Source organism: Verticiella alkaliphila, from assembly GCF_018904615.1.
Lineage (GTDB): Bacteria > Pseudomonadota > Gammaproteobacteria > Burkholderiales > Burkholderiaceae_B > Verticiella > Verticiella alkaliphila.
Genome location: NZ_JADCNH010000026.1, coordinates 12,382 through 34,843, shown reverse-complemented (window position 1 = coordinate 34,843; position 22,462 = coordinate 12,382). Strand labels below are relative to the sequence as shown.

22 protein-coding genes are annotated in these 22,462 nt (G+C 68.2%); 12 read left to right on the top strand and 10 right to left on the bottom strand.

Annotated features, from left to right (window positions below):
* Nucleotides 1-140: 140 nt before the first annotated feature.
* From tyrS to IMZ29_RS15830, 5 genes are all read left to right on the top strand, one after another.
* Nucleotides 141-1,376 (top strand): tyrosine--tRNA ligase, encoded by a 1,236-nt coding sequence (tyrS, locus tag IMZ29_RS15850; RefSeq protein ID WP_216185884.1) that lies wholly within the window; start codon nucleotides 141-143, stop codon nucleotides 1,374-1,376.
* A 123-nt stretch (nucleotides 1,377-1,499) separates the two neighbouring features.
* A complete protein-coding gene (locus IMZ29_RS15845) occupies nucleotides 1,500-2,153 on the top strand; it encodes a YbhB/YbcL family Raf kinase inhibitor-like protein (RefSeq protein WP_216185882.1) in 654 nt (217 codons plus the stop codon).
* 57 nt (nucleotides 2,154-2,210) lie between these two features.
* On the top strand, nucleotides 2,211-3,458 hold the full coding sequence (gene glyA / locus IMZ29_RS15840) for a serine hydroxymethyltransferase (RefSeq protein ID WP_216185880.1): 1,248 nt from the start codon (nucleotides 2,211-2,213) through the stop codon (nucleotides 3,456-3,458).
* Between the two features lie 33 nt (nucleotides 3,459-3,491).
* Nucleotides 3,492-3,980 (top strand): transcriptional regulator NrdR, encoded by a 489-nt coding sequence (nrdR, locus tag IMZ29_RS15835; RefSeq protein ID WP_216185878.1) that lies wholly within the window; start codon nucleotides 3,492-3,494, stop codon nucleotides 3,978-3,980.
* 19 nt (nucleotides 3,981-3,999) lie between these two features.
* On the top strand, nucleotides 4,000-4,974 hold the full coding sequence (locus IMZ29_RS15830; RefSeq protein ID WP_216185876.1) for a D-2-hydroxyacid dehydrogenase: 975 nt from the start codon (nucleotides 4,000-4,002) through the stop codon (nucleotides 4,972-4,974).
* Nucleotides 4,975-5,013: 39 nt separating this feature from the next.
* On the opposite strand, the gene IMZ29_RS22840 is transcribed toward IMZ29_RS15830, so the two are convergent.
* Nucleotides 5,014-6,129 carry an Rpn family recombination-promoting nuclease/putative transposase gene (locus IMZ29_RS22840; RefSeq protein WP_253207175.1) on the bottom strand — a complete coding sequence of 372 codons (1,116 nt, stop codon included), beginning with the start codon at nucleotides 6,127-6,129 and terminating at the stop codon, nucleotides 5,014-5,016.
* Between the two features lie 219 nt (nucleotides 6,130-6,348).
* Between IMZ29_RS22840 and ribD the strand changes: the two genes are divergently transcribed.
* Nucleotides 6,349-7,485, top strand: coding sequence for a bifunctional diaminohydroxyphosphoribosylaminopyrimidine deaminase/5-amino-6-(5-phosphoribosylamino)uracil reductase RibD (ribD, locus tag IMZ29_RS15820; RefSeq protein ID WP_216185874.1), 1,137 nt, complete (start codon nucleotides 6,349-6,351; stop codon nucleotides 7,483-7,485).
* 67 nt (nucleotides 7,486-7,552) lie between these two features.
* On the opposite strand, the gene metC is transcribed toward ribD, so the two are convergent.
* From metC to IMZ29_RS15790, 6 genes are all read right to left on the bottom strand, one after another.
* Nucleotides 7,553-8,734, bottom strand: a complete 1,182-nt coding sequence (metC, locus tag IMZ29_RS15815; RefSeq protein WP_216185872.1) for a cystathionine beta-lyase — start codon at nucleotides 8,732-8,734, stop codon at nucleotides 7,553-7,555.
* Between the two features lie 7 nt (nucleotides 8,735-8,741).
* Entirely contained in the window at nucleotides 8,742-9,515 is a 774-nt protein-coding gene (locus IMZ29_RS15810; protein WP_216185870.1) for an enoyl-CoA hydratase/isomerase family protein, read from the bottom strand.
* Between the two features lie 131 nt (nucleotides 9,516-9,646).
* Entirely contained in the window at nucleotides 9,647-10,657 is a 1,011-nt protein-coding gene (locus IMZ29_RS15805; protein ID WP_216185868.1) for a serine hydrolase domain-containing protein, read from the bottom strand.
* A 2-nt stretch (nucleotides 10,658-10,659) separates the two neighbouring features.
* Complete coding sequence (locus IMZ29_RS15800; RefSeq protein ID WP_216185866.1) at nucleotides 10,660-11,619, bottom strand: YihY/virulence factor BrkB family protein; 960 nt, start codon at nucleotides 11,617-11,619, stop codon at nucleotides 10,660-10,662.
* 53 nt (nucleotides 11,620-11,672) lie between these two features.
* Nucleotides 11,673-11,843: a hypothetical protein gene (locus tag IMZ29_RS15795; protein WP_216185864.1), complete on the bottom strand. Its 171-nt coding sequence runs from the start codon at nucleotides 11,841-11,843 to the stop codon at nucleotides 11,673-11,675.
* Complete coding sequence (locus IMZ29_RS15790) at nucleotides 11,840-12,244, bottom strand: DUF2076 domain-containing protein (RefSeq protein WP_216185863.1); 405 nt, start codon at nucleotides 12,242-12,244, stop codon at nucleotides 11,840-11,842. Before IMZ29_RS15790 ends, IMZ29_RS15795 begins: the two co-directional genes overlap by 4 nt.
* A 195-nt stretch (nucleotides 12,245-12,439) precedes the next feature.
* Here IMZ29_RS15790 and IMZ29_RS15785 point away from each other — a divergent pair, with 195 nt between their 5' ends.
* The gene (locus tag IMZ29_RS15785; protein ID WP_216185861.1) at nucleotides 12,440-14,137 is read left to right on the top strand and encodes a SulP family inorganic anion transporter; all 1,698 of its coding nucleotides are present in this window, start codon (nucleotides 12,440-12,442) and stop codon (nucleotides 14,135-14,137) included.
* A 10-nt stretch (nucleotides 14,138-14,147) separates the two neighbouring features.
* Here IMZ29_RS15785 and IMZ29_RS15780 read toward each other — a convergent pair whose 3' ends face one another.
* Nucleotides 14,148-15,212, bottom strand: coding sequence for an MBL fold metallo-hydrolase (locus IMZ29_RS15780; protein WP_216185859.1), 1,065 nt, complete (start codon nucleotides 15,210-15,212; stop codon nucleotides 14,148-14,150).
* 91 nt (nucleotides 15,213-15,303) lie between these two features.
* Here IMZ29_RS15780 and IMZ29_RS15775 point away from each other — a divergent pair, with 91 nt between their 5' ends.
* Nucleotides 15,304-15,708 (top strand): MerR family transcriptional regulator, encoded by a 405-nt coding sequence (locus IMZ29_RS15775; RefSeq protein ID WP_216185857.1) that lies wholly within the window; start codon nucleotides 15,304-15,306, stop codon nucleotides 15,706-15,708.
* Nucleotides 15,709-15,718: 10 nt separating this feature from the next.
* Here the strand turns inward: IMZ29_RS15775 and IMZ29_RS15770 are convergent, their stop codons facing one another.
* Nucleotides 15,719-16,639, bottom strand: a complete 921-nt coding sequence (locus IMZ29_RS15770; RefSeq protein WP_216185855.1) for an alpha/beta hydrolase — start codon at nucleotides 16,637-16,639, stop codon at nucleotides 15,719-15,721.
* Nucleotides 16,640-16,700: 61 nt separating this feature from the next.
* Entirely contained in the window at nucleotides 16,701-17,912 is a 1,212-nt protein-coding gene (locus IMZ29_RS15765; RefSeq protein WP_216185853.1) for an AmpG family muropeptide MFS transporter, read from the bottom strand.
* 139 nt (nucleotides 17,913-18,051) lie between these two features.
* Between IMZ29_RS15765 and IMZ29_RS15760 the strand changes: the two genes are divergently transcribed.
* The 4 genes from IMZ29_RS15760 (at nucleotide 18,052) to IMZ29_RS15745 (ending at nucleotide 22,434) form a co-directional block, all read left to right on the top strand.
* Nucleotides 18,052-19,077, top strand: coding sequence for a patatin-like phospholipase family protein (locus IMZ29_RS15760; protein ID WP_216185851.1), 1,026 nt, complete (start codon nucleotides 18,052-18,054; stop codon nucleotides 19,075-19,077).
* A gap of 117 nt (nucleotides 19,078-19,194) precedes the next feature.
* Nucleotides 19,195-19,965: a DeoR/GlpR family DNA-binding transcription regulator gene (locus tag IMZ29_RS15755; protein WP_216185849.1), complete on the top strand. Its 771-nt coding sequence runs from the start codon at nucleotides 19,195-19,197 to the stop codon at nucleotides 19,963-19,965.
* On the top strand, nucleotides 19,959-21,107 hold the full coding sequence (locus tag IMZ29_RS15750) for an ABC transporter ATP-binding protein (RefSeq protein ID WP_216185847.1): 1,149 nt from the start codon (nucleotides 19,959-19,961) through the stop codon (nucleotides 21,105-21,107). Before IMZ29_RS15755 ends, IMZ29_RS15750 begins: the two co-directional genes overlap by 7 nt.
* A 55-nt stretch (nucleotides 21,108-21,162) precedes the next feature.
* Nucleotides 21,163-22,434, top strand: coding sequence for an ABC transporter substrate-binding protein (locus IMZ29_RS15745; protein ID WP_216185845.1), 1,272 nt, complete (start codon nucleotides 21,163-21,165; stop codon nucleotides 22,432-22,434).
* Nucleotides 22,435-22,462: the final 28 nt, after the last annotated feature.

The following is a 22,462-nucleotide window of genomic DNA, read 5'->3' as shown; positions in this document are numbered from 1 at the left end:
GCCGACGTCGAGTAGAAATTGCCGTCGGCTTGTAAAGAATTTCTGAGAAAACACGCGAAGATTGTGCGAAATCAGCTTGATCTTCAAGCAAAATTGCAAAATCTAACAATTTCGCCAAAAACCGTAACCAGAGTATATCGATGTCCGACGAACGAATCCAGCCCCTGCCTATCACACCTGAAGTCGAAGCCGACCTGGCCGTGGTCAAGCGCGGCTGCGACGAATTGCTCGTCGAAGCGGAGTTCGCCCAGAAGCTCGCGCGCAGTCGCCAGACGGGCAAGCCGCTGCGCATCAAGCTCGGTCTGGACCCGACCGCACCGGACATCCACCTGGGCCACACGGTGGTGCTGAACAAGCTGCGCCAGCTCCAGGATCTGGGTCACACGGTGATCTTCCTGATCGGCGACTTCACCTCGATGATCGGCGACCCGAGCGGGCGCAACGCCACACGCCCGCCTCTCACGCGTGAGCAGATCGCTGAGAACGCCAAGACCTATTACGCGCAGGCGAGCCTGGTGCTCGATTCGGCGCGCACCGAGATCCGCTACAACTCCGAGTGGTGCGACCCCCTGGGCGCGGCGGGGATCATCCAGCTCGCCTCGCGCTATACCGTGGCCCGCATGCTCGAGCGCGAGGACTTCACCAAGCGCTACAAATCCGGCGTACCGATCTCGGTGCACGAATTCCTCTACCCGCTCATGCAGGGTTATGACTCCGTTGCGCTCGAGTCTGACCTGGAACTCGGCGGTACCGACCAGAAATTCAACCTGCTGGTGGGCCGCGAACTGCAGAAGGAATACGGGCAATCGCCGCAGTGCGTGCTGACCATGCCGCTGCTGGTGGGCCTGGACGGCGTGGACAAGATGTCCAAGTCCAAGGGCAACTACATCGGCATCTCCGAGACACCCGATTCGATGTTCGGCAAGCTGATGTCGGTGTCTGACACGCTGATGTGGACGTACTTCGAGCTCTTGTCCATGCGGCCGATGGCCGAGGTCAACGCCTTGCGCGCCGAGTGCGAGAACGGGCGCAATCCGCGTGACGCCAAGGTCATGCTTGCCCAGGAGATCATCACGCGCTTTCACGACGCTGCGGCGGCTGAGCGCGCGCTGGCCGCCTTCGAGGCGCGTTTCCGGGACGGCGCCTTGCCCGAGGGCATGCCCGAAGTCTCGGTGGCAGGCGCGCCGCTCGGCATCGTGAAGGTGCTGCGCGAGGCCGGTCTGGCCGCCTCCGGCACGGAAGCCCAGCGCAACATCGAGCAGGGCGGCGTGAAGGTCGACGGCAGCCGTGTCGAGGACAAGGCACTCACGCTCGCGGCAGGCACCTATGTGATACAAGTAGGAAAACGCAAATTCGCGCGGGTGCGGTTGTCGTAACCCTCGCGCGAGCGCGCCGCCTGCCCGGGCGGCGCGGGCCCATCCGTCTTCCCGGCCCGGCACCGCTGCGCTTCGCTCCCGAGGCGCTCGGCGCCGGGCTGCGCTTGTCCCGAGGAGCACGCCATGAAAGTCTGGAGCCAGTCGTTCACTGATGGGCAGCCGCTGCCCGCCCGCTACGCCTTCTGCAAGATCGATCCCAAGACGCGCGTGGCCATGGCCGACAACCAGAACCCGCATCTCGCCTGGTCGGAGCTGCCCGTGGGCACCCGCTCGATCGCGATCCTCTGCCATGACCCGGATGTGCCGAGCCAGGGCGACGACGTGAACCAGGAAGGCCGCGAGGTGCCGGCCGATCTGCCGCGCGTGGACTTCTTTCACTGGGTGCTGGTGGACCTCGCGCCCGAGCATGAGGACGTCGACGAGTGCGCGTTCAGCAACGGCGTGACGCCGCACGGCAAGGGCGGCCCCGTGGCGCCGCTCGAGGCGCGGCAGGGCCTGAACGACTACACCGGCTGGTTCGCGGGCGATCGCGACATGCAGGGCGAGTACTTCGGCTACGACGGCCCTTGCCCGCCCTGGAACGACGCCATCGTGCACCGCTACGTCTTCACCGTCTACGCGCTGGACGTCGAACACCTGGCGGTGGACGGCAGCTTCACGGGCCAGGACGTACGCCAGGCCATGGAAGGCCACGTGCTCGACCAGGCGAGCCTCACCGCCACCTACACCTTGAATCCGAAACTCGCCCCCACCAAGATCGGCACCGGGGGCGCTTGACGAGTTTCGATTAAACTGGCGTGTTCTGCCTCTCTTCCCCGCCGGGAGTAGCCCCCCATGTTCGACCGCAACCGCACCCTGTCCCAAGTCGACGCTGAAGTCTGGGACGCCATCCAGAAAGAGGATGCGCGCCAGGAACAGCACATCGAGCTCATCGCCTCGGAAAACTACGCCAGCCCGGCCGTCATGGCCGCGCAGGGTACGCAGCTCACCAACAAGTACGCCGAAGGCTATCCGGGCAAGCGCTACTACGGTGGTTGCGAGTACGTGGACGTGGTCGAGCAGCTCGCGATCGATCGCCTGAAGCAGCTCTTCGGCGCAGATGCGGCCAACGTACAGCCCAACTCGGGTTCGCAGGCCAACCAGGCCGTGTACATGGCGGTGCTGAAGCCCGGTGACACGGTGCTCGGCATGAGCCTGGCCGAAGGCGGCCACCTCACGCACGGCGCCTCGGTCAATGCGTCCGGCAAGCTCTACAACTTCGTGTCCTACGGTCTGGACGCCAATGAAGTCATCGACTACGACCGCATGGCCGAGCTCGCCGCCGAGCACAAGCCCAAGCTGATCGTGGGCGGTGCCTCGGCCTACGCCCTGCACATCGATTTCGCGCGCATGGCCAAGATCGCCCGTGACAACGGCGCGCTCTTCATGGTCGACATGGCCCACTATGCCGGCCTCATCGCCGGTGGCGCCTACCCCAACCCGGTCCCGCACGCCGACTTCGTCACCTCCACGACGCACAAGTCCCTGCGCGGCCCGCGTGGCGGCATCATCCTCATGCGTGCCGAACACGAGAAGATCATCAACTCGGCGATCTTCCCCGGCATCCAGGGCGGCCCGCTGATGCACGTCATCGCTGCCAAGGCGGTGGCCTTCAAGGAAGCGCTGCAGCCGGAATTCCAGCAGTACGCTTCGCAGGTCGCCAAGAATGCGCAAGTGCTGGCCGACACGCTGATCAAGCGCGGCCTGCGCATCGTCTCCGGTCGCACGGAAAGCCACGTCATGCTGGTCGACCTGCGCCCCAAGGGCATCACCGGCAAGGAAGCCGAAGCGGTGCTGGGCCAGGCGCACATCACGACCAACAAGAACGCCATCCCGAACGATCCGGAAAAGCCTTTCGTGACCAGCGGCATCCGCCTGGGCACCCCGGCCATGACCACCCGCGGTTTCCGCGAAGCCGAAGCCGCTCTCACGGGCGACCTCATCGCCGACGTGCTGGACAACCCGCGTGACGAGCAGAACATCGCCCGCGTGCGCGACCGCGTGAACGAGCTCACGCGCCAGTTCCCGGTGTATGGCGGCTGAGTCCATCGTTCATCGCTTAGGCATTGAGCCGTCATGAAGTGCCCCTTTTGCGGCCACGCGGACACCCAGGTCGTCGAGACCCGGGTGCCGGATGACGGCGGCGTGATTCGCCGACGCAGGCGCTGTGTGGCCTGTGATCGGCGTTTCACCACGTATGAGCGGCCAGAGATCCAGATGCCGGTGGTCGTCAAGCGCAATGGTGCGCGCAGCGACTACGATCCGGACAAGCTGCGCGCGAGCCTTGCGCTGGCATTGCGCAAGCGGCCCGTGGATACCGTGCGCATCGACGACGCCGCTCAGCGGATCGAGGAATCCCTCCTCACCAGCGGGGCGCGCGAAGTGAGCTCGGCCCAGATCGGCGAGCTCGTGATGGCCGAACTCTTTGCCCTGGACGAAGTGGCCTATGTGCGCTTTGCCTCGGTCTACCAGAGCTTCAAGGACATCGATGCCTTCACGGCCATGATCCGCGACATGCGCAAGCCGGCGGCCCGCAAGGGTCGCGGCGGCACTGGCGCGACTTGAGGCCGTTCCCCTCCTGCCCATGCCGACCGCCGACACCCCGCTGACTGTCGTTTTCCTGGATCGGGCCACCTTCCCCGATGATGCCGTGCTGCCGCCACTGGCGCAGCCGCACCGCTACGTGCTGCACGAACGGACGCGCCCGCACGAGGTCGCCGCGCGCATCGCCGATGCGGACGTGGTGATCGTCAACAAGGTGCGCATCACCGAGGAAAGTCTCACGCAGGCGAGCCGGCTGCGGCTCGTGGCGCTCTCGGCCACGGGCACGGACAACGTCGATGTGGCCGCGTGCAAGGCCCGAGGCATCGCCGTGTGCAACGTGCGCGACTACGCCCGTCATACCGTCCCAGAGCACACGTTCGCGTTGATCTTTGCGCTGCGGCGCAGCCTGCTGGCTTATCGGGATGCCGTGGGTGCCGGCCGCTGGCAGCAGGCGGATCAGTTCTGTTTTCACGATTACCCCATCCGCGACCTCGCCGGCTCGACGCTGGGCATCATCGGCGACGGCACGCTGGGGCAGGCCGTGGGGGCCATAGGGCGCGCACTGGGCATGGACGTGGTGTACGCGAGGCACGGCGATCGCAAGCGCCTGCCGGATACCCGCTATCTGCCTCTGGACGATCTGCTCGCCCAGAGCGACGTGATCACCCTGCACGTGCCCCTACGGCCCGAGAACCGGCATCTCATCGACGCGCAGGCCTTTGCCCGCATGGAACGCCGGCCCTTGCTGATCAACACGGCGCGAGGCGGCCTGGTGGACGAGCACGCACTGGACGTGGCATTGCGCAGCGGTCGGATCGCCGGCGCGGGCTTCGACGTGGCGAGCGTGGAGCCGCCCAACGATGATCACGTGCTTGTGCAGTTGTCGGAGCTTCCCAACGTCATCGTCACCCCGCACGTGGCCTGGGCCAGCGATGAAGCCATCCGGGCCTTGCTGGCCCAACTGGTGCAGAACATCGACGCGTTCCTGGCGGGCGAGCCGCGCAACCTCGTCTAGTCAGGCCTCCGGGGTAGCCTGCCGTGCGCGGCAGGCGCGTCAATGCGAGGTGTCGAAGACGGCGTCCAGCGTGGGCGCTGTCAGGAGCGCTAAACCCCAGCTGTCAAGTGCGTCGGCCTGGGCTGCGGCGATGCGTTCGACGATCGCGGAAGGCAGCGGCTCGCCAAAACGCGCGGCGAGCTGAGCGCACAACAGCCGACGGCTGCCCTCCAAGCGCCCTTCTTGCCTTCCCTCTTGCCGTCCCTCTTGCCGTCCTTCTTGCCTTCCCTCTTGCCGTCCTTCTTGGCGTCCTTCTTGACGACCAAGTTGATGGCCGACTTGGCGGCCCTCTGCCAAGCCGCGCTCACGCCCTTCACGCAAGCCCTGTTCAAGTCCGGCCCGCATCCCATCCTGCTTCCACTTCTCGGTCCACTCGACCACCCGGTCGGCAAGCATGGCATCCATCTCCTGTAAATCGTTGACTTCGGGAATCGTCTCCCCGGGCACGAGCCGGGCAAGGAGCACGCGCTGGATGTAGACCGTGAAGGCCCGGCGCAGCGAATCGTGTCGCGGGTGCTTCAGGTGGCGGTGCAATTGCATGATACTGCGGCGCGTGGCCTGCGGTGAGGGGCTCTTCTCCAGCGCAATCAGGTGCGCGACGAGGTTGTCGTCCGTGCCGGGCAGCCCGGCCCGGTGCTCGTCCAGCAAGAAGTAGCGCAGGCTGGGCTGGTAGGCGGCGAGCGCATCGGGCGCGCCGGCAAAGAGACCTCGCATCTCGCGCGCGGCTCCCCAGGGGCGGCTGCCGTGGTGCAGCACCAGCGGGAAGACGGGCGGCAGTTCACCTGGGCGCGCCACCTCGCCCGTCTTGACCAGATCCTGATACAGCAGGCTCACGTAGGCCAGCATGCGCAGCGCCATCCAGGCATCGTCGCGGCTCTGGAATTCGAGCAGCAGATAGACGTACAGCCAGCGCTCGCCGCCCAGGCGCACGCGCCAGACGAGATCCGTGCGCCGCTCAGCAAGAGCGTCGGTCACGTAATGCCCGCCGCGCGGCTCGAGCGTGGCGAAGTCGAGCTCGCCCACCCAGGCCTCGGGCACGAAGCCACGCAGCAGGTGTTCGACCATCACGGGATGGGCGAAGATGCGGCGGTAACCGCTGTCGTGCGGCAGGGACATGCGAAGCGATCCGGCAACTGCCCGCCGGCGGCGGGCCTGCATCGTTATACGGCGCGCCTGCGCGCCGTGGACGGCGGGTGCGTGGGATCCGACGCACCTGAGGACGTCCCCGCTTCTGACGCCGGGCTGCGAGGCAAAGCAGCCAGCACCGCACCGGGCCGCCACACGGGCGTGCCGTCACCGACGCGGCGCGTCGTGGGGTGGGCCTACAATCGGCTGATGGCCTCTCACACAGACACCGATCTCGCCTGGATGCAACGCGCCCTCGCGCAGGCCGAGACCGTGATGAACATCACGACGCCCAATCCGCGCGTAGGCTGCGTGATCGTGCGCGATGGGCAGTTGCTGGGCGAAGGCGCCACGCAGCCGCCTGGCAGCGCGCATGCCGAGATCCAGGCGTTGCGGGCGGCGCAGGCAACGGGCGTGGACGTGGCAGGCAGCACCTTCTACGTCACCCTGGAGCCGTGCAGTCACCACGGGCGCACGCCGCCCTGCGCCGATGCCTTGATCGCGGCGCGTCCGGCGCGCGTGGTGGTGGCCATGCGCGATCCGAACCCGCTCGTTGGCGGCGCGGGCATCGCCCGCCTGCGGGCCGCCGGCATCACGGTGGACGTGGGCCTGTGCCGAGACGCGGCGCTGGCGCAGAACCCTGGCTTCGTCGCGCGCATGACGCGGGGCACGCCGTGGCTATGGTTGAAGCTCGCCGGCTCGCTCGATGGCCGCAGCGCCCTGCACAATGGGCTGTCGCAATGGATCACGGGCCCCGCCGCCCGCCTGCATGGGCATCGCTGGCGCGCCCGCAGTTGTGCGGTCATGACGGGCGTGGGCACCGTGCTGGCTGACGACCCGCAACTCACGCCGCGCGGCGAGGCCGTCTCGCGCCTGCCGCGCAAGATCGTGCTGGATACTCGCCTGCGCACGCCCGTGCGCGCCCGGCTCTTTGACGAAGGCGAGGTCTGGATCGTGACAGCGTCTCAGGACACCGCGGCCGCGGCCCGGCTTGAAGCCCGGGGCGCGCGCGTACTGCACGTGGCCGATGCGGACGGCGGCATCGATGTGCAAGCCCTCCTGCGCCTGCTCGCTGCTGAGAACCTCAACGAGATCCACGTGGAAGCCGGTGCCACGCTCAACGGCACGCTGATGCGGCTCGGTTGCGTGGACGAGCTCATCACCTATCTCGCGCCCACGCTGCTCGGCGATGCCGCGCCCATGGTGCGTCTGCCGGCGCTCGCGCAAATGCCCGACAACCGCGCGTTTGCATTCACGGGCGTGGAAAGCGTGGGCGACGACGTGATGCTGCGGGCACGCCACATCGGCGCATGGGCCGGTCTTCAGGCAGCCGTGGGCGGGACCTGAATCGGGCGCCGGCACCTGAGGCTCGCGGGTCTGATGACGGCAGCGAGCCTCAGGGGATGAGGCTGCGTCAGTCGATGGCCAGCGCCCGGTTCAGATCCGCGATCAGATCGTCGGGATGCTCCAGACCGATATGCAGGCGCAGCAGTGGGCGATCGCCTTCCTGCCAGGCGGAGTGCCCCGTCAGATCACCCGGTTCGACCAGCTGCACCAGGCTCTCATAACCGCCCCACGAGAACCCGATGCCAAAGAGCGTCAGCGCATCGACGATGCGGCAGGCGCGGGCGTGATCGGCCGTGGCCAGGCTGAAGGACAGGAGGCCATTGGTGCCGCGGCAATCGCGCTGCCACAGCGCGTGGCCGGGATCGCCCGGCAACGCGGGGCAGTACACGCGCGAGACCGCCGGATGCGCGGCGAGATGGCGCGCCACCGTGAGCGCGTGCTGCGCATGCTGGGCCAGGCGCACGGTCAGGGTGCGCACGCCGCGCAACGCCAGCGAGGCATCGTCGGCCCCCACCGTCAGGCCGAGCGCATAGTAGGTGTCGTTGAGTCGCTTGCCCAGCGCGGGATCGCGGGTCACCACGGCACCCATCATCACGTCCGAATGGCCGGCGACGTACTTGGTCGCAGCGACGACGGACACGTCCGCACCCATGGCCAGGGCGGGATACAGATAGCCCGTCCCCCACGTGTTGTCAGCCACCAGCAACGCGCCATGCGCATGCGCCACCTGCGCCAGCGCCGGCAGATCGTGCATCTCGAAGAGCAACGAGCCCGGTGCTTCCGCATAGATCACGCGCGTGTTCGGCCGCAGCAGCGAGGACAGATCCTGCGCGTCGGGCCGGAAGTACGTCACCTCGATGCCCAGCCGCTGGAGCAGGCTGCTGTCGAGCTTGCGCACCGGGCCATAGACGCTGTCGGTGACGAGCACGTGATCGCCCGGCGAGAGCAGGCCCAGCATGGCGAACGAGATCGCCGCCACGCCGGACGGCGCGAGAAAGCATCGCTCGCCGCCCTCGATGAGGCACAGCGCGTCTTCCAGCGCCTGGTGCGTATCCATGCCTTGCCGGCCATAGCTGGCGATGCGCTCGCCTGCCGCCTTGCGCCGGAAGACATCGCGATAGGCCTCGGTGCTGGCAAAGCGCACCGTGCTCGTGCGCACGGTCGGCACGTTGACGGGCGCCACGCCCGTCTCCGGCGACGTGGCCGGCCGACCGGCGTGCAGCAGCCGCGTATCGAAATGATGGGTCATGGCGGAATCAGCGGTTGAAGACGGGCGGGCGCTTGTTCAGGAAGGCATCGACGCCCTCGCGGAACTCCGGCGAGTTGAACGCCATGACCTGCGCGAAGGCCTCCTGCTCCAGGTACTCGGCCGGTGTGCGATACGCACTGTTGACCATGAGCTTGGTGAGCCCCAACGAGGTGGCAGGGCCGTCCGCCAACTGCTGTGCGAGTTCCAGGGCACTGCGCTCCAGGTCTGCCGTGGGCACCACGCGGCTGATCATGCCCATGGCGAGCGCCTCGGCCGGCAGGATCTTGCGATTGGCGAGCAGGACTTCCTTGGCGCGTTGCGCACCCACGGAGCGGGCGAGCGAATAGGCCAGGCCCAGGTCCGGCACCACGCCGAGCTTGGCGAAGCCGCCCATGAAATAAGCGTCTTCCGAGGACATCACGATGTCGCCCAGGAGCGCGAGCGACAGACCGGCGCCCACGGCCGGGCCGTTCACCGCGGCGATGATGGGCTTCTCGGTGGTCATGAGCCGCGAGAGCCAGGCGTGCGAGGACGCCATGCGCGCGCGCACGCTCGCTGCGGTCTGCTCGCCCTTCATGGTGCGGATGTCGCCACCCGCGCAGAAGACGCCATCGCTGCCGGTGATCACCAGGCAGCGCGCCGACGCGTCGTCCAGGAACGCCGGCACCTCGGCGATCAGCCGGTTCTTCATCTCGAAGCTCAGGGCGTTGCGCGAGGCGGGCTGGTTCAGGCGGAACACGGTCACGGCACCGTGACGTTCGACGATCATCGCATCGGACATGGCGGAAGTCTCCTCGGGGGCACCGCACGGTGCCGGTTGCTGGGCAATCCGAGATGTTACCGCGTCGTCGCCGGGCCCCCGTCTGACGCCGGCCAGCCGCGACAGCCTCCCCGCAACGCGCCCGCGCGGCATTACGCGGCGGCGGCAGCTGCCACGATGCGCGCCATCACCTGCGTGTGCAGCGCGTGGGCATAGCCATCGCTGCCCGACGGCGAGGCGGGGTCCGAGGTCATCACCACCGTCAAGCGCAGCGTCGGCACGATGTAGAGCAATTGGCCCCCGAAGCCCCAGGCATACGTCACGTCATGACCCGCGAGCTGCGTCATGAACCAGCCATAGCCATAGGCGTCGCCCGTGAAGATGGACGCCGTGCGCGGCGTCCAGGACGCCTTGACCCAGCCCTCGGGCAGCACGCGCTCGCCGCGCCAGAGCCCGTCCTGACGGTAGAGCTCGCCAAAGCGCAGCAGACCGCGCGGGGAGATTCCCATGTTGTTGCCCCCCAGATAGATGCCTTGCGGGTCACGATCCCAGGGGGGAATCTCCACGCCCAGCGGCGCGCCGAGCCCCTCTCGGGCGAGCGCCAGCGTGTTGCGGCCAGTGGCGTGGGTCAGGATCGCCGACAGCAGATGCGTGCTGCCGGTGGAGTACTGCATGCCCCCACCCGGCACATCGACGAAGGGGCGCGTCAGCACGTGGCCCACCCAGTCCCGCGAGGCGATCCAGGGGCCATAGTAGGGGCCCGACGTGCGTTGCAGGCCGGCGCGCATGGTGAGCAGGTCTTCCACGGTGATGCGGGCCACGCGCGGATCTGCGCCGGACGGAACGGGACGCCCCAACAGCGGCACGGCGGCCGCCTCGACGCCCGGCAGCGCGCCACGTCCGATGGCCTGCCCGACCAACGCCGAGATCCACACCTTGGAGACGGATTTCACGTTGACCGGGCGATCCAGCGTGCCACCATGCAGCGCCTCCTCCAGCCACGGCCGCCCATCGCGATGCACCAGCAGGCTGCGCAGCCGGGGCAGATCCTGAGCTCGGGCCCGGGCCTCGGCCAGTGCGGCGGGCACGGTTGGCTGGGCGCGTACGGCCGTTGAGACCAGCAACGCGCCGGCACTGGCCAGCAGACGGCGGCGGGTGAGCATCGTCACGTGTCCCGTGGGCGGTGTGAGGGGCGGGGTGCCGGCTCCCGCTCGACGAGGCTGCCGGCGGGGCCGTCTTCAGCCGGCGGATCCTTGGCATCGTCATGTGTGGGCTGCACACGCTCGGCGTGTTCGTCGGCATACGCCCACGTGAATTCCGCGCCCAGGAGAAAGACGAGCGCGGCGTAGTACACCCAAAGCAGCACCACCACCAGCGAGCCGGCGGCGGCGTAGGTGGAGGCGACCGAGCTTTTGCCGACGTAGGTACCGATCAGGAACTTGCCCATCTCGAACAGCAGCGCCGTGACGAGGGCACCGACGATGACGTCGCGCCAGGCAACGCGCGTCTGCGGCATGAACTTGAAGATCATCGCAAAGAGCAGAGTGCTGATGCCGAACGAGAACGCGATGTTGACGAACTGGAGCATCACTTCCCAGGCCGGCAGCAAGCCCGACGCCCAGCGCCCGATGGCCGCCAGCACCGCACTCACCACCAGCGATACCAGAAGCAGGAAAGCCAGGCCCAGAACGAGGCCGAACGACAGCAGGCGCGCACGCAGGACGTTCCAGATGCCCGTCTTGCGCTCAGCCATGGGCACTTTCCAGACCCTGTCCATGGCGCCCTGGAGCTCGGCGAACATGGTGGTGGAGCCCACCAGCAGGAAGCCGATGCTGAAGAGGGTGGCGGCGAAACCTTGTTCGGTTTCCTCGGCGCTGTTGCTGATCACCCCCTCGACCGCGGCGGCCCCGGTGCTGCCCAGTACGCCGCTGAGTTGTCCCAGCAGTTGACCTTCGACGGCTTCGCGCCCCCAGAAAGCGCCGGCCACCGCCAGCACGATCATCAGCAGCGGCGCCATCGAGAAGACGGTATAGAAAGCGATGGCCGCGCCCATGCTGGGCGCGTCATCGTCGATCCAGGCGACGGCCGCACGTCGGCCAAGGCGAAAGAAACGGTTGAGGTGCATGACGGGCTCCCGGTGGGCGCCCGCCCGACTGCAAGCGGCGTGCCGAGCCTAGGTCAGAAGTCGCCGCCCATGTCGCCCATGTCACCGCCATCGTCCCAGCCGCCCTCGTCGCCACCATCGTGACCAGCATCCTGGCCGGCATCGGCGGCCGGTTCGGCGGGCTGCTCTGCCGCCTGGGCATCGTTGCCACCGAACATGCTGCCCAGCAGACTACCCAGCATCATCCCGCCGGCCACGCCGACCGCCGTCTGGGCGCGCCCGCGAGGAAGCCACCACCGGCGGAGCGGCCAAAGCCGCTGGCCGGGGGCGTGCCAGGGGGCGGCATGGCGCCGGCCGCGGGGCCGGCCGGTCGCGACGACCGCCCGAAGCGCCCGAAGCTGCTCTCGTCAGTCTGACGGGCTGCCGGGGCCGTGCGCTCGGCTTGCTGCAGCCGCTGCTGCGCGGCTTCCAGCGCCTGTTGCTGCACGAGCACCGTCTGCGCCAGATAATAGGCAGCGCCCGGCCGCTGGCTGAGCTGGCTGGTGATGTACTGCTCGGCCTCCGCATCGCGGGGGCTGCCACTGCGAGAGACGTCGTCCAGGCGGGTGAAAACGGAGTCGATGGCTTGCCGATCCTGAGGGTTCATGCTGTGTTCTTCCGAGAGAGAAAGGGATGGCCCATGGCCCGGATCCACGAGGACAGATCCGGGCCACCCCCGCCAGCGACGCTGGCGCAGCTGGGGGCCACACTTGCCTAGACAGCACGGCGCACGTTTTGATCCCGGCGTTGCATGAGGTTGCGTGCGACGCACTTCCATAACCCATAGTGATAAGCTTATTGCATGTTGTCACATGCCCGCCGCTGGTTTCCCTTCCTGGCCTGGAAGCGTCCCACCCTGTCCTCTCTTGGCGCAGACGCGCGGGCCGGCATCGCGGTCGGCCTCGTCCTGGTGCCTCAGGCCGTGGCCTACGCCGTGCTCGCGGGCATGCCGCCCATCACGGGTCTCTATGCTTCCCTGATCCCGGCCGTGATTGGCGTCCTGTGGGGATCCTGCAACCTGCTGGGCGCAGGACCGACCGCGCTCACGGCCATGCTGGTGGCCGGTTCGCTGGCGGGAATGGCGGCCGTGGCCTCGCCCGAGTGGGTCAGCCTCGCCATCTGGCTGGCCGTGCTCGCAGGCGCCATGCAGATCCTGCTCGGTGCGTTGCGCCTGGGCTCGATCGTGAATTTCCTGTCAGGTCCGGTCATCGGCGCCTTCACCCAGGCGGCAGCGGTGCTGATTCTCCTGTCGCAGCTCGCCAGCATGCTGGGGATCGACAGCGCCGGGCTCAAGGCGGCCTGGGCGGCCGGGGACACCGGCGCAGCGATGGCATCCGTGCACCTGGGCGCCCTGCTGCTCGGGGCAGGCACCCTGGTCTTTCTGTTGTCCCTCAAGCGCTACAGCCGGCGCTTTCCGCTCATCCTCCTCGCCGGCATCGTCTGCACGTTGATCGCCTGGGCCACGCCATTCGCCAGCAGCGGCGGCGCCATCGTCGGCGATCTGCCCTCTGGGCTGCCGCAGATCGGACTGCCCTCGCTGCCCGCCTGGGATCAACTGCGTCAGCTCCTGCCGCTGGCCGCTGTGATTGCCCTAGTGAGCTTCATCGAGGCCGTGAGCAGCGCCCGGGTGATCACCCGCGAACGCCGTGAGCGCTGGCAGGAGAATCAGGAGCTCATCGGCCAGGGGCTTGCCAAGATGGCCTCGGGCGTGAGCGGCGGCTTTCCTGTGAGCGCCTCGTTCTCGCGCTCGGCGCTCTATCTCTTTGCGGGTGCCGTGAGCGGCTGGGCCTCGCTCTTCACGGCCTTGTGCGTGGTCGCGAGTCTGCTCTGGCTGACCCCTGCGCTCGCCTGGGTCCCCGTGTCCTTCCTGTCGGCCGTGATCGTGGTGTCGGTGCTGAACCTGATCCGCCCGTCGTGGTTCGTCATGTTGTGGCGCACCTCGCGTGCCGAGGCCGGCATCGCGCTCGCCACCTTCGCCGCCACCCTCATTGCCTCGCCCCAACTGCAATGGGGCGTGCTGACCGGTTTCGTGCTGGCGCTCGTGCACTATCTCTACCAGCGCGCCCATCCGCGTCTGGTCGAAGTCTCCCTGCACCCGGACGGCACGCTGCGCGACCGGCAGCGCTTCGGCCTGCCGCGTCTCGCCCCGGATCTGTTCGCCGTGCGCATGGATGCCTCGCTCAATTTCGTGACCGCCCCGCTGCTCGAGCGCGTGGTGCTGGATACCTGCCAGCGCGAGCCGGGGGTGCGCCGCGTGCTGCTGCACGGCGGGCCGATCAACGATATCGACAGCACCGGCGTGGACATGTTGCGCCACCTGATCTCGGGGTTGCGGGATCGCGGCATCCAGGTGGCCTTCGTGGCCGTGAAGAAGCAGGTCGAGGACGTCCTGGTGCGCGACGGCCTGGTCAAGGCCGACGCCCCGGACAACTTCTACCGGACTGAAACCGCGGCGGTGGCCGCGCTGCACGTACCCCCGGCTGCTCCCGACGGCCCCTGAGCCGCGAGGCTCAGGCCGGCGAGAAGCGGATCACGCCATCGGCATCCGTATGCCGCGTGAGCTCGCCGCGGAAGTACAGCGTGTGCAAGTGGGCGAGCGCCTCGCCCAGCGCGAAGGTGAGCTGGTGCAGATCCAACTTGCGCTTGAACATGATCGGCACGATGTCTGCCGCCGAGCACGGCGACTGCGCGCAGGCCTCCTTCACCTCGGCCAGGCGCTCGGCATGGTGGGCGCGCTGCTGCGCAATGCGCGTGTGCAGCCCATGGAACGGCCGACCGTGCGAGGGCAGCACCAGTGTGTCCGCCGGCATGAAGCCGTACTTGTCCAGCGACTGCAGGTACAGGCGCAGGGGATCGCCGTTGGGCTCGTAGTCCTGCACGCTGACGTTGGTGGAGATGCGCGGCAACACCATGTCGCCCGCGATGAAGACGCCGAGCGCATCGCAATAGAGCGAGGCATGCTCTGGCGCATGGCCTTCGCCGATCACGACCTGCCACTCGCGCCCGCCGATGCGCACTTTGTCGCCATCGGCGATGCGGTCGAACGCCGGCGGCACGGCGGGTACCAGACTCGCGTAATAGGATTTGCGCTCGCGCAGCTGCTCGAGCGAGGGGCCGTCGACCACGCCATGGCGGCGGAAGAACGCCGCGGCACGCTCGCCGCCGGTGGCCCCACCCTGCGCGCCGCCCTCGGAAAAGAGGCGTGCGGTGGTGTAGTCGGTCAGGGTCATGGCCAGCGGCGCCTCGAAGCGCTCGCACAGCCAGTAGGCGAGGCCCACGTGATCCGGGTGCATGTGGGTGACCAGCACCCGCACGATGGGCAGGCCATCCAGACCTTCGGCGAAGATCTTCTCCCAGTGCGCCTTGGTGTCCTCGCGCGAGACGCCGCAGTCGACCACCGTCCAGCCGTCGCGGCCGTCCACGCGGTCGCGCATGAGCCAGATGTTCACGTGATCGAGCGCGAAGGGCAGCGGCATGCGCACCCAGCGCAGGTCCGGCGCCACGTCCAGCACCTGGCCTGCCGCCGGTTGTGTCTCGCCCAGGGGATATTGGAGTTGTTGTTCGAGGGGGTTCATCCGAAGTCCGTCAATGGGCGCGCCGTCTCGCCGTCGGGCGCGCGAATGCCTACAATCTCGTCTTTACGTTTACGTAAAGTGCCACCTCGCCATGACTTCGTCAACCCGATGGACGATCTCGCAGCTCGCCCAGGAGTTCGGCATCACGCCGCGCACGATCCGGTTCTATGAGGACGAAGCCTTGATCGCGCCCCAGCGCGAGGGCCGTCAACGGGTGTACACCGCTCGGGATCGCGCACGCTTGAAACTCGCGGTGCGCGGCCGCCGCCTGGGGTTGTCGATCACGGAGATCCGCGGTCTCGTCGACATGTACGAATCCCCGCAGGACACCCGGCGCCAGCTGGAGCATTACCTCACCGTGCTGAGTGAGCACCGCGCCATGCTGGAGCGCAAGCGCGAGGACATCGACATCACGCTGGCCGAACTCGCCGAGCAGGAGCGGCAGTGCCACGCGTTGCTCGCGCGGCCTTCCCCGCCACGGGAGAACGCGGGCTGAACGGGTCGGCTCAGGCCGCCCCGGCTTCCTGGAGGAAATCGACGATGTGGCGGCCGAGCAAGTCTTCACCCGTATTCATGTGCGCCATGATGGACGTGTGGTTGTGTCGCGGCAGCATCAGAAAGCGCGGCGCCCGCCGGCGCGCCACGGCCAGGCGATGCGCGAATTCCAGCGCATAGACGTCGAGCAGCGGATTCTCGAACTCGGCGGCCACGATGAAGGTGGGCAGATCGCTGCAGGCCGCGTGCGTCATGGGCGAGCGTCTGTCATAGACCGCGAAGTCCTCGCCGAAATACGCCGCCACCCCATGCGCGTTGGGATTCTCGGGTGAACGATCCGCGCGCAGGCGCGCCGAGATCAGCACCGTGGCGGCCAGATGCCGGCCCAGGTAGCCCAGGAGCGGATCGAAAACATAGCTCGCCACGTGGGTGCCGCCGGCCGAATGCCCGATGAGGCTCATGCGCGCGGGATCGCCCCCGTGCTCGGCGATGTGGGCATGCACCCAGTCGATCGCCGCGGCGATATCCTGCGTGGCGCCCGGAAACACCGCCTCGGGCGCCAGCCGATAGGTCAGGTTCACCCCCACGAAGCCCTGGCGCGCGAACCAGTACAGCACGTTGTCATAGAGACCGTCGGGCCCCGTCTTCTCGCCACGGATGAACGCCCCGCCGTGCACGAACACCACCACCGGCGCACCCGGGGCGACATCGTTCGGCACGAAGACATCCAGACGATGGCGCTCGTGCTCCCCGTAGCGCAGATCCCGCAAGACGCGGGCGTGGCCTTTGTCCATGCCGGCGTGCAGCGGTGCATAGGTATTGCGCACCAAGAGCGACGCCGCCGCGATGTCGTGGTGCCAGCGCGGGCCGATGTCGGCCATGGCCTCACGCAAGGCATCGGGGGCATCCTGCAGCGGGATGGGGTGCGTCATGCCGGCGCTCCGTCATTCGAAAGCGAGAACTTAGTGCGAAGCGCGCGCAGGCGCAACATGCTCAGCCCGGGGCCGGCGCATCCAGCGCCTGGATGTCGCGCCGGCGCAGATACAGCAGCACCAGGCCCGGCACGGCGATCACCACCGTGGCGAGGAAGAACCCGGGCCAGCCGAACCAGTTCACGAGCGGTGGCGCGAGCGGCCCGGCCAGATACGTGCGCCCGATGGCCCCCAGGGCCGAGAGCAGGGCGAACTGCGTGGCCGTGTAGCGCATGTTGCACAAGGCCATCTGGAACGCCACGAAGGCCGAGGTGCCCAGCCCGAAGCACAGGTGTTCGATGCCCACGCCCAGCGACATCAGGACAATGTTCTTGGGCGACACCGCGATGACCCAGTAGGCAAGATTGGACAGAGCCTGGGCAAGACCGAACAGCATCAGCGCGCGATACAGCCCGAGTCGCGCCAACAGCGCGCCGCCCACCAGGGCACCGACGATGGTGACGGCCACGCCGATCACGTTGTTCACGAGCCCGACTTCCGACGGCGTATAGCCCGCGCCACGGATGAGGAAGGTGGTGGTGAGTGCGCCTGCGAAGGCATCGCCGAGCTTGTAGAGCACGATCAGCGCGAGCAGCGCCCACGCCCCCTTGCGCGAGAAGAACTCGCGCAGCGGCCCGCTCACGGCCTCGGCCAGCGACTTGGGCGCAGGCGGCACGACCTGGGGTTCCGGTGCGATCCAGGTGGCCAGCACGAGCAGGCCCATGACCCCGCCCATGACGAGGTAGGTGGCCTGCCAGCCCAGCCAGCTGTCGGCGATGACCAGCGCCAGGCCACCCGAGATCAACATGCCGATGCGGTAGCCCAGCACCGACACCGCCGCGCCCGCGCCGCGCTCCTCGGGCCTCAGCACCTCGGTGCGGTAGGCATCGAAGGCCACGTCCTGCGAGGCGGACAGAAAGGCCACCAGCACCGCGAGCAAGGCCAGCGGCATCAATGCCGTGCCCGGTGCGAGAAAGCCCATGCCCGCGATGCTCAGCGCGAGCAGCAACTGCAGGATCAGGATCCAGCCACGACGACGTCCCAGCAAGGGCGGCGCGTACCGGTCGATCATCGGCGCCCACAGGAACTTCAGCGTGTAGGCCGAGCCTACCAGGGTGAGAAAACCGATGGCTTCCAGCGATACCTGCTCCACTGTCGCCCAGGCCTGCAGCGTCGTTCCGGTCAGTGCCAGGGGCAAGCCGCTGGCAAAGCCCAACGCCAGCAATGGCGCCACACGGCCGCTGGTGTAGATGAGGTAGGCCGGCTTGGCGATGACGCGCTCCTTGAAGGGCCGTGCGAAGACAAGCGCGCATCATACTGGAGGCCATGGCCCGTGCCCGCCGCGGCCCTGCCCACCTGCCCTGGAGTCCGACATGCCCAAAGCCGCCTTGCCCTTCACCCTGGATTTCGCCTTGCAAGGAGGCGGCGCGCACGGCGCCTTCACGTGGGGCGTGCTGGATCGCTTCCTCGAAGAGCCGGACCTGCGCATCGAGGGTGTCTCTGGCACGTCGGCGGGCGCCATGAACGCGGTGGTGATGGTCGATGGCTATGCGGCCGGCGGCGCCGAGGGCGCGCGTGCCGCACTCACCGACTTCTGGCAGCGCGTGTCGGCTGCCGCCCGCTTCAGTCCGATCCAGCGCTCGCCGCTGGACGTGCTGATGGGCAACTGGACGCTCGACAACTCGCCGATGTATGCGGCCTTCGACATGGCCGCCCGCGTGATTTCGCCCTATGACCTGAATCCGCTCGGCATCAACCCCCTGGGCGACATCCTTCAGGCCTGCGTGGATTTCGAGCGCGTGGCCGCCTCGCCCATCCGGCTCTTCGTCACGGCCACCCACGTCAACACCGGGCGCGGACGCATCTTTCGCAACGCCGAACTCTCGCCCGACGTGCTGCTCGCCTCGGCCTGCCTGCCCACGATGTTCCAGGCGGTGGAGATCGATGGCGAGCCCTACTGGGATGGCGGCTATTCCGGCAATCCCACCATGACGCCGCTCGTGCGCGAATGCAGTTGCGGCGACATCGTGCTGGTGCAGATCAACCCCGTCGCGCGCGAAGGGACGCCGCGCATGGCGCGCGCCATCCAGGATCGCGTCAACGAGGTGGCCTTCAACGCGCCGCTCCTGAAGGAGCTGCGTCTGCTCGCCCTGCTCAACCAGGTGGTGGACCCCGGCCAGGGCGAGTGCAGCCGCTGGGCGCGCATGCGCGTGCACCGCGTGAGCAGCGAGGCCCTGCACACGCTGGGCGCCTCCTCCAAGCTCAATGCCGAATGGGCGTTCCTCTGCCTGCTGCGCGATGAAGGACGGCGTGCGGCGGCAGCGTTCCTCGAAACCCATCGTGGTGACATCGGCCGCTGCTCGAGCCTGGATCTCGCGCCCTACCTCGAGGAGACCTGACCGACGCGGCCTGACAGCCCGCAGCCTTCATCTGCACGTCATCTGCGCTTCATTCGAACGTCATGCGCGCTCTCTAGCATGAGCAGCGTTTTCGAATGAACCGGATGCCGTGCCCACATGAACCTGCAAGGTCGCCATGATGCCATCGTCGCCCTGTGTCGCGCCCAGGGCTCCGTCACTGTCGAAGGCCTCGCCGAGCGCTTTCGCGTCACACCGCAGACGATCCGTCGCGACATCAATGTCCTGAGCGACGCGAACCTCTTGCGCCGTCGCCATGGGGGTGCCGAGCTCGTGCCGGCCTCCACCAACGTGCCCTATGACACGCGGCGCGTGAACCACCTGCAGGCCAAGATGCGCATCGGCCTGGCCGTGGCCGCGCGCATCCCTGCGGGAGCGAGTCTGCTGCTCGGCATCGGCACCACCCCGGAACAGGTGGCCGTGGCGCTCGCCCGCCACGAAGGGCTCATGGTCGTCACCAACAATCTGCGCGTGGCGCTGACGTTCGCCGCCAATCCCACGGTGGGTGTCGTCATGGCCGGCGGCTCGCTGCGCAAGCCCAACCCCGAAGTGCTGGGCGAGGCCGCCGACGCGCTCTTTCGCCGCTACCGCGCCGACTTCGGCATCTATGGCGTGGGCGGCATCGACACCGACGGCACCCTGCTCGACTTCGACCACGCGGAAGCCGCATCGCGCCAGGCGCTGCGCGAGAGCTGCCGCGTGCCCATCCTGGTGGCCGACGCCTCCAAGTTCGGTCGTCATGCCCCGGTGCGCGGGGGCCATCTGTCCGAGGCGGCAGTCCTCGTCACCGATGCCGACCCAGGCCTGGGCTGGACCGAACATCTCGCGCCGTCCACCGATCTCGTTCTCACGGGAGCCGCCTCATGCTGACCCTGCGTGACACCGCCCTCCAGACCACCCTGCCCCTGGACCTGCCCGTGCCGCGAGCCGATACCTTGCCCGTTGCGACACCTCCGCGCGTGGCCGGCACGCCCGCCCTGCGACTGGTCGGCGTGGCCAAGGCCTGGCGCGGCACGCGCGCCATCGACGGTCTGGACCTCACCGTCGAGGAGGGCGAGTTCGTGGCCTTGCTCGGACCCTCAGGCTGCGGCAAATCCACCACCTTGCGCCTGATCGCCGGCCTGGAGCCGCCGGACGCCGGCCAGGTCTGGATCCACGGCCGGGACGCCACGCATCTGTCGCCGGCCGAGCGTGGCCTGTCGATGGTGTTCCAGTCCTATGCGCTCTTTCCGCATCTGACCGTGGCCGAGAACATCGTGTTCGGTCTGCGGGTGCGCGGCACGTCGTCTGCAGAGCGCCGCGCCCGGCTCGCCGAGGTCGCGGCGCTGACCGGCCTGGAGAACCTCCTCACCCGCAAGCCCGCCGCGCTCTCCGGCGGGCAGCAGCAGCGCGTGGCGCTCGCCCGGGCCCTGGCCGCCGGGCACCGGCTCTGTCTGATGGACGAGCCGCTGTCCAACCTCGATGCCCGGCTACGCCAATCCGTGCGCCAGGAGATCAAGACCCTGCAGCGGCGTCTGGGCATGACGGTGGTCTACGTCACGCACGACCAGACCGAAGCCATGGGCATGGCCGATCGCGTCGTGCTGATGCATGGGGGGCGCATCGAGCAGCAGGGCACGCCACAGGCGCTGTACGACGCACCGGCCTCCACCTTCGTGGCCGGCTTCATCGGCAGCCCGGCCATGATGCTCTTCGCGGCGGACCAGGTGCCCGCGCCGCTCTGGCCAGGCGGTCAGGCGCGCGCCCGCGCCACGCTGGGCATCCGCCCCGAGCACATGCGCCTGGGCGAGCCAGGCGAGGACGCCGTCTCTGCTCACGTCATCGACCACGAGTTCCAGGGTGCCGACGCCTTCGTGTACGTGCGCCCCGCACGGGGCGAGCCGGTCATCGTGCGCGCACCGCGCGGCACGTCGGCGGTCATTGGCAGCCACGTGGGGCTGCGCTGGTCGCCTGCCCACACCCGACTCTTCGACACGGCCTCCGGCCAGGCCCTGCTCCCCACGGGTCTCTGATCCGCAACCGCTTTCCCCGCTGGCCACGGCCGGCGTCACCCCCAGGAGTGTCTCCATGCTGGCATCGATCTTGAAAACGGCAGGCGCGGCCCTGTGCGCCGCTGCCTTCGCGGCTCCGGCCGCAGCCGCACAGCCCACCTCGCTCACCATGTACTACCCCGTGGCCGTGGGCGGCCCGCTCACGCAGGTGGTGGACGGCATGATCGCCGACTTCCACAAGGCCAATCCGGACGTGCAGGTGCGCGCCGTGTACGCCGGCAACTACGACGAGACCCGCATCCGCGCGCTGTCGGCCATCCGTGGCGGTGAGCCGGCGCAATTGTCGGTACTGGGCGCGCTCGACACGCACGATCTCGTCGAACAAGGCCTCATCGAGCCCTTCGACACCCTCGCGCAGACAGCCGAGGACAAGGCCTGGGTGGAAAGCTTCTACCCGGCGCTGATGGCCAACGGCACGCTGGACGGCCACGTCTGGGGCATCCCGTTCCAGCGTTCGACCATCGTCATGTACTACAACAAGGACATGTTCCGCGAGGCCGGCCTGAACCCGGACGCGCCGCCCGCCACCTGGCAGGACATGCTCGCCGCCGCCCAGAAGCTCTCGGGCAACGGCCGTCACGGCATCATGATCCCGTCCACGGGCTACCCCTACTGGATGTTCCAGGCGCTGGCCATCCAGAACGGCGCCACGCTCATGAACACGGAAGGCACCGAGGTGTCGCTGAATCAGCCGGGCGCCGTCGAAGCCCTGCAGTTCTGGCGCGACATGGCAGCCAAGCATGAGGTGATGCCCGGCGGCACCATCGAATGGGGCACGCTGCGCCAGGCCTTCGTGCAAGGCCGCACGGCCATGATGTGGCACACCACCGGCAACCTCACTGCCGTGCGCAACGAGGCCAAGTTCGACTTCGGCGTCGCCATGCTGCCTGCCAACAAGCAGCCCGGCTCGCCCACGGGCGGCGGCAACTTCTATCTTTTCAAGGGCGCTACCGAGGCCGAGAAGGCCGCCTCGCTGCGCTTCATCCGCTTCATGACGGCGCCTGAGCGCGCGGCGGACTGGTCCATCGCCACAGGCTACGTGGCCGTGAGCCCGGCAGCCTATGAGACGCCGGTGATGCAGGAGTACGCCAAGGGCTTCCCGCAGGCCATCGTCGCACGCGACCAGCTCGACGTGGCGATCCCGGAATTCGCCACCTACGAGACGGCTCGCGTGCGTGAAGCGCTCTCCAACGCCGTGCAGGCCGCGCTGACCGGCTCGAGCACGCCGAAGGAAGCCCTGGACGGCGCTCAGGCGACTGCCGAGCGCCTGCTCAAGCCCTACCGCTGACCTCGTTGATGCTCGCGGCCGCCCAGGC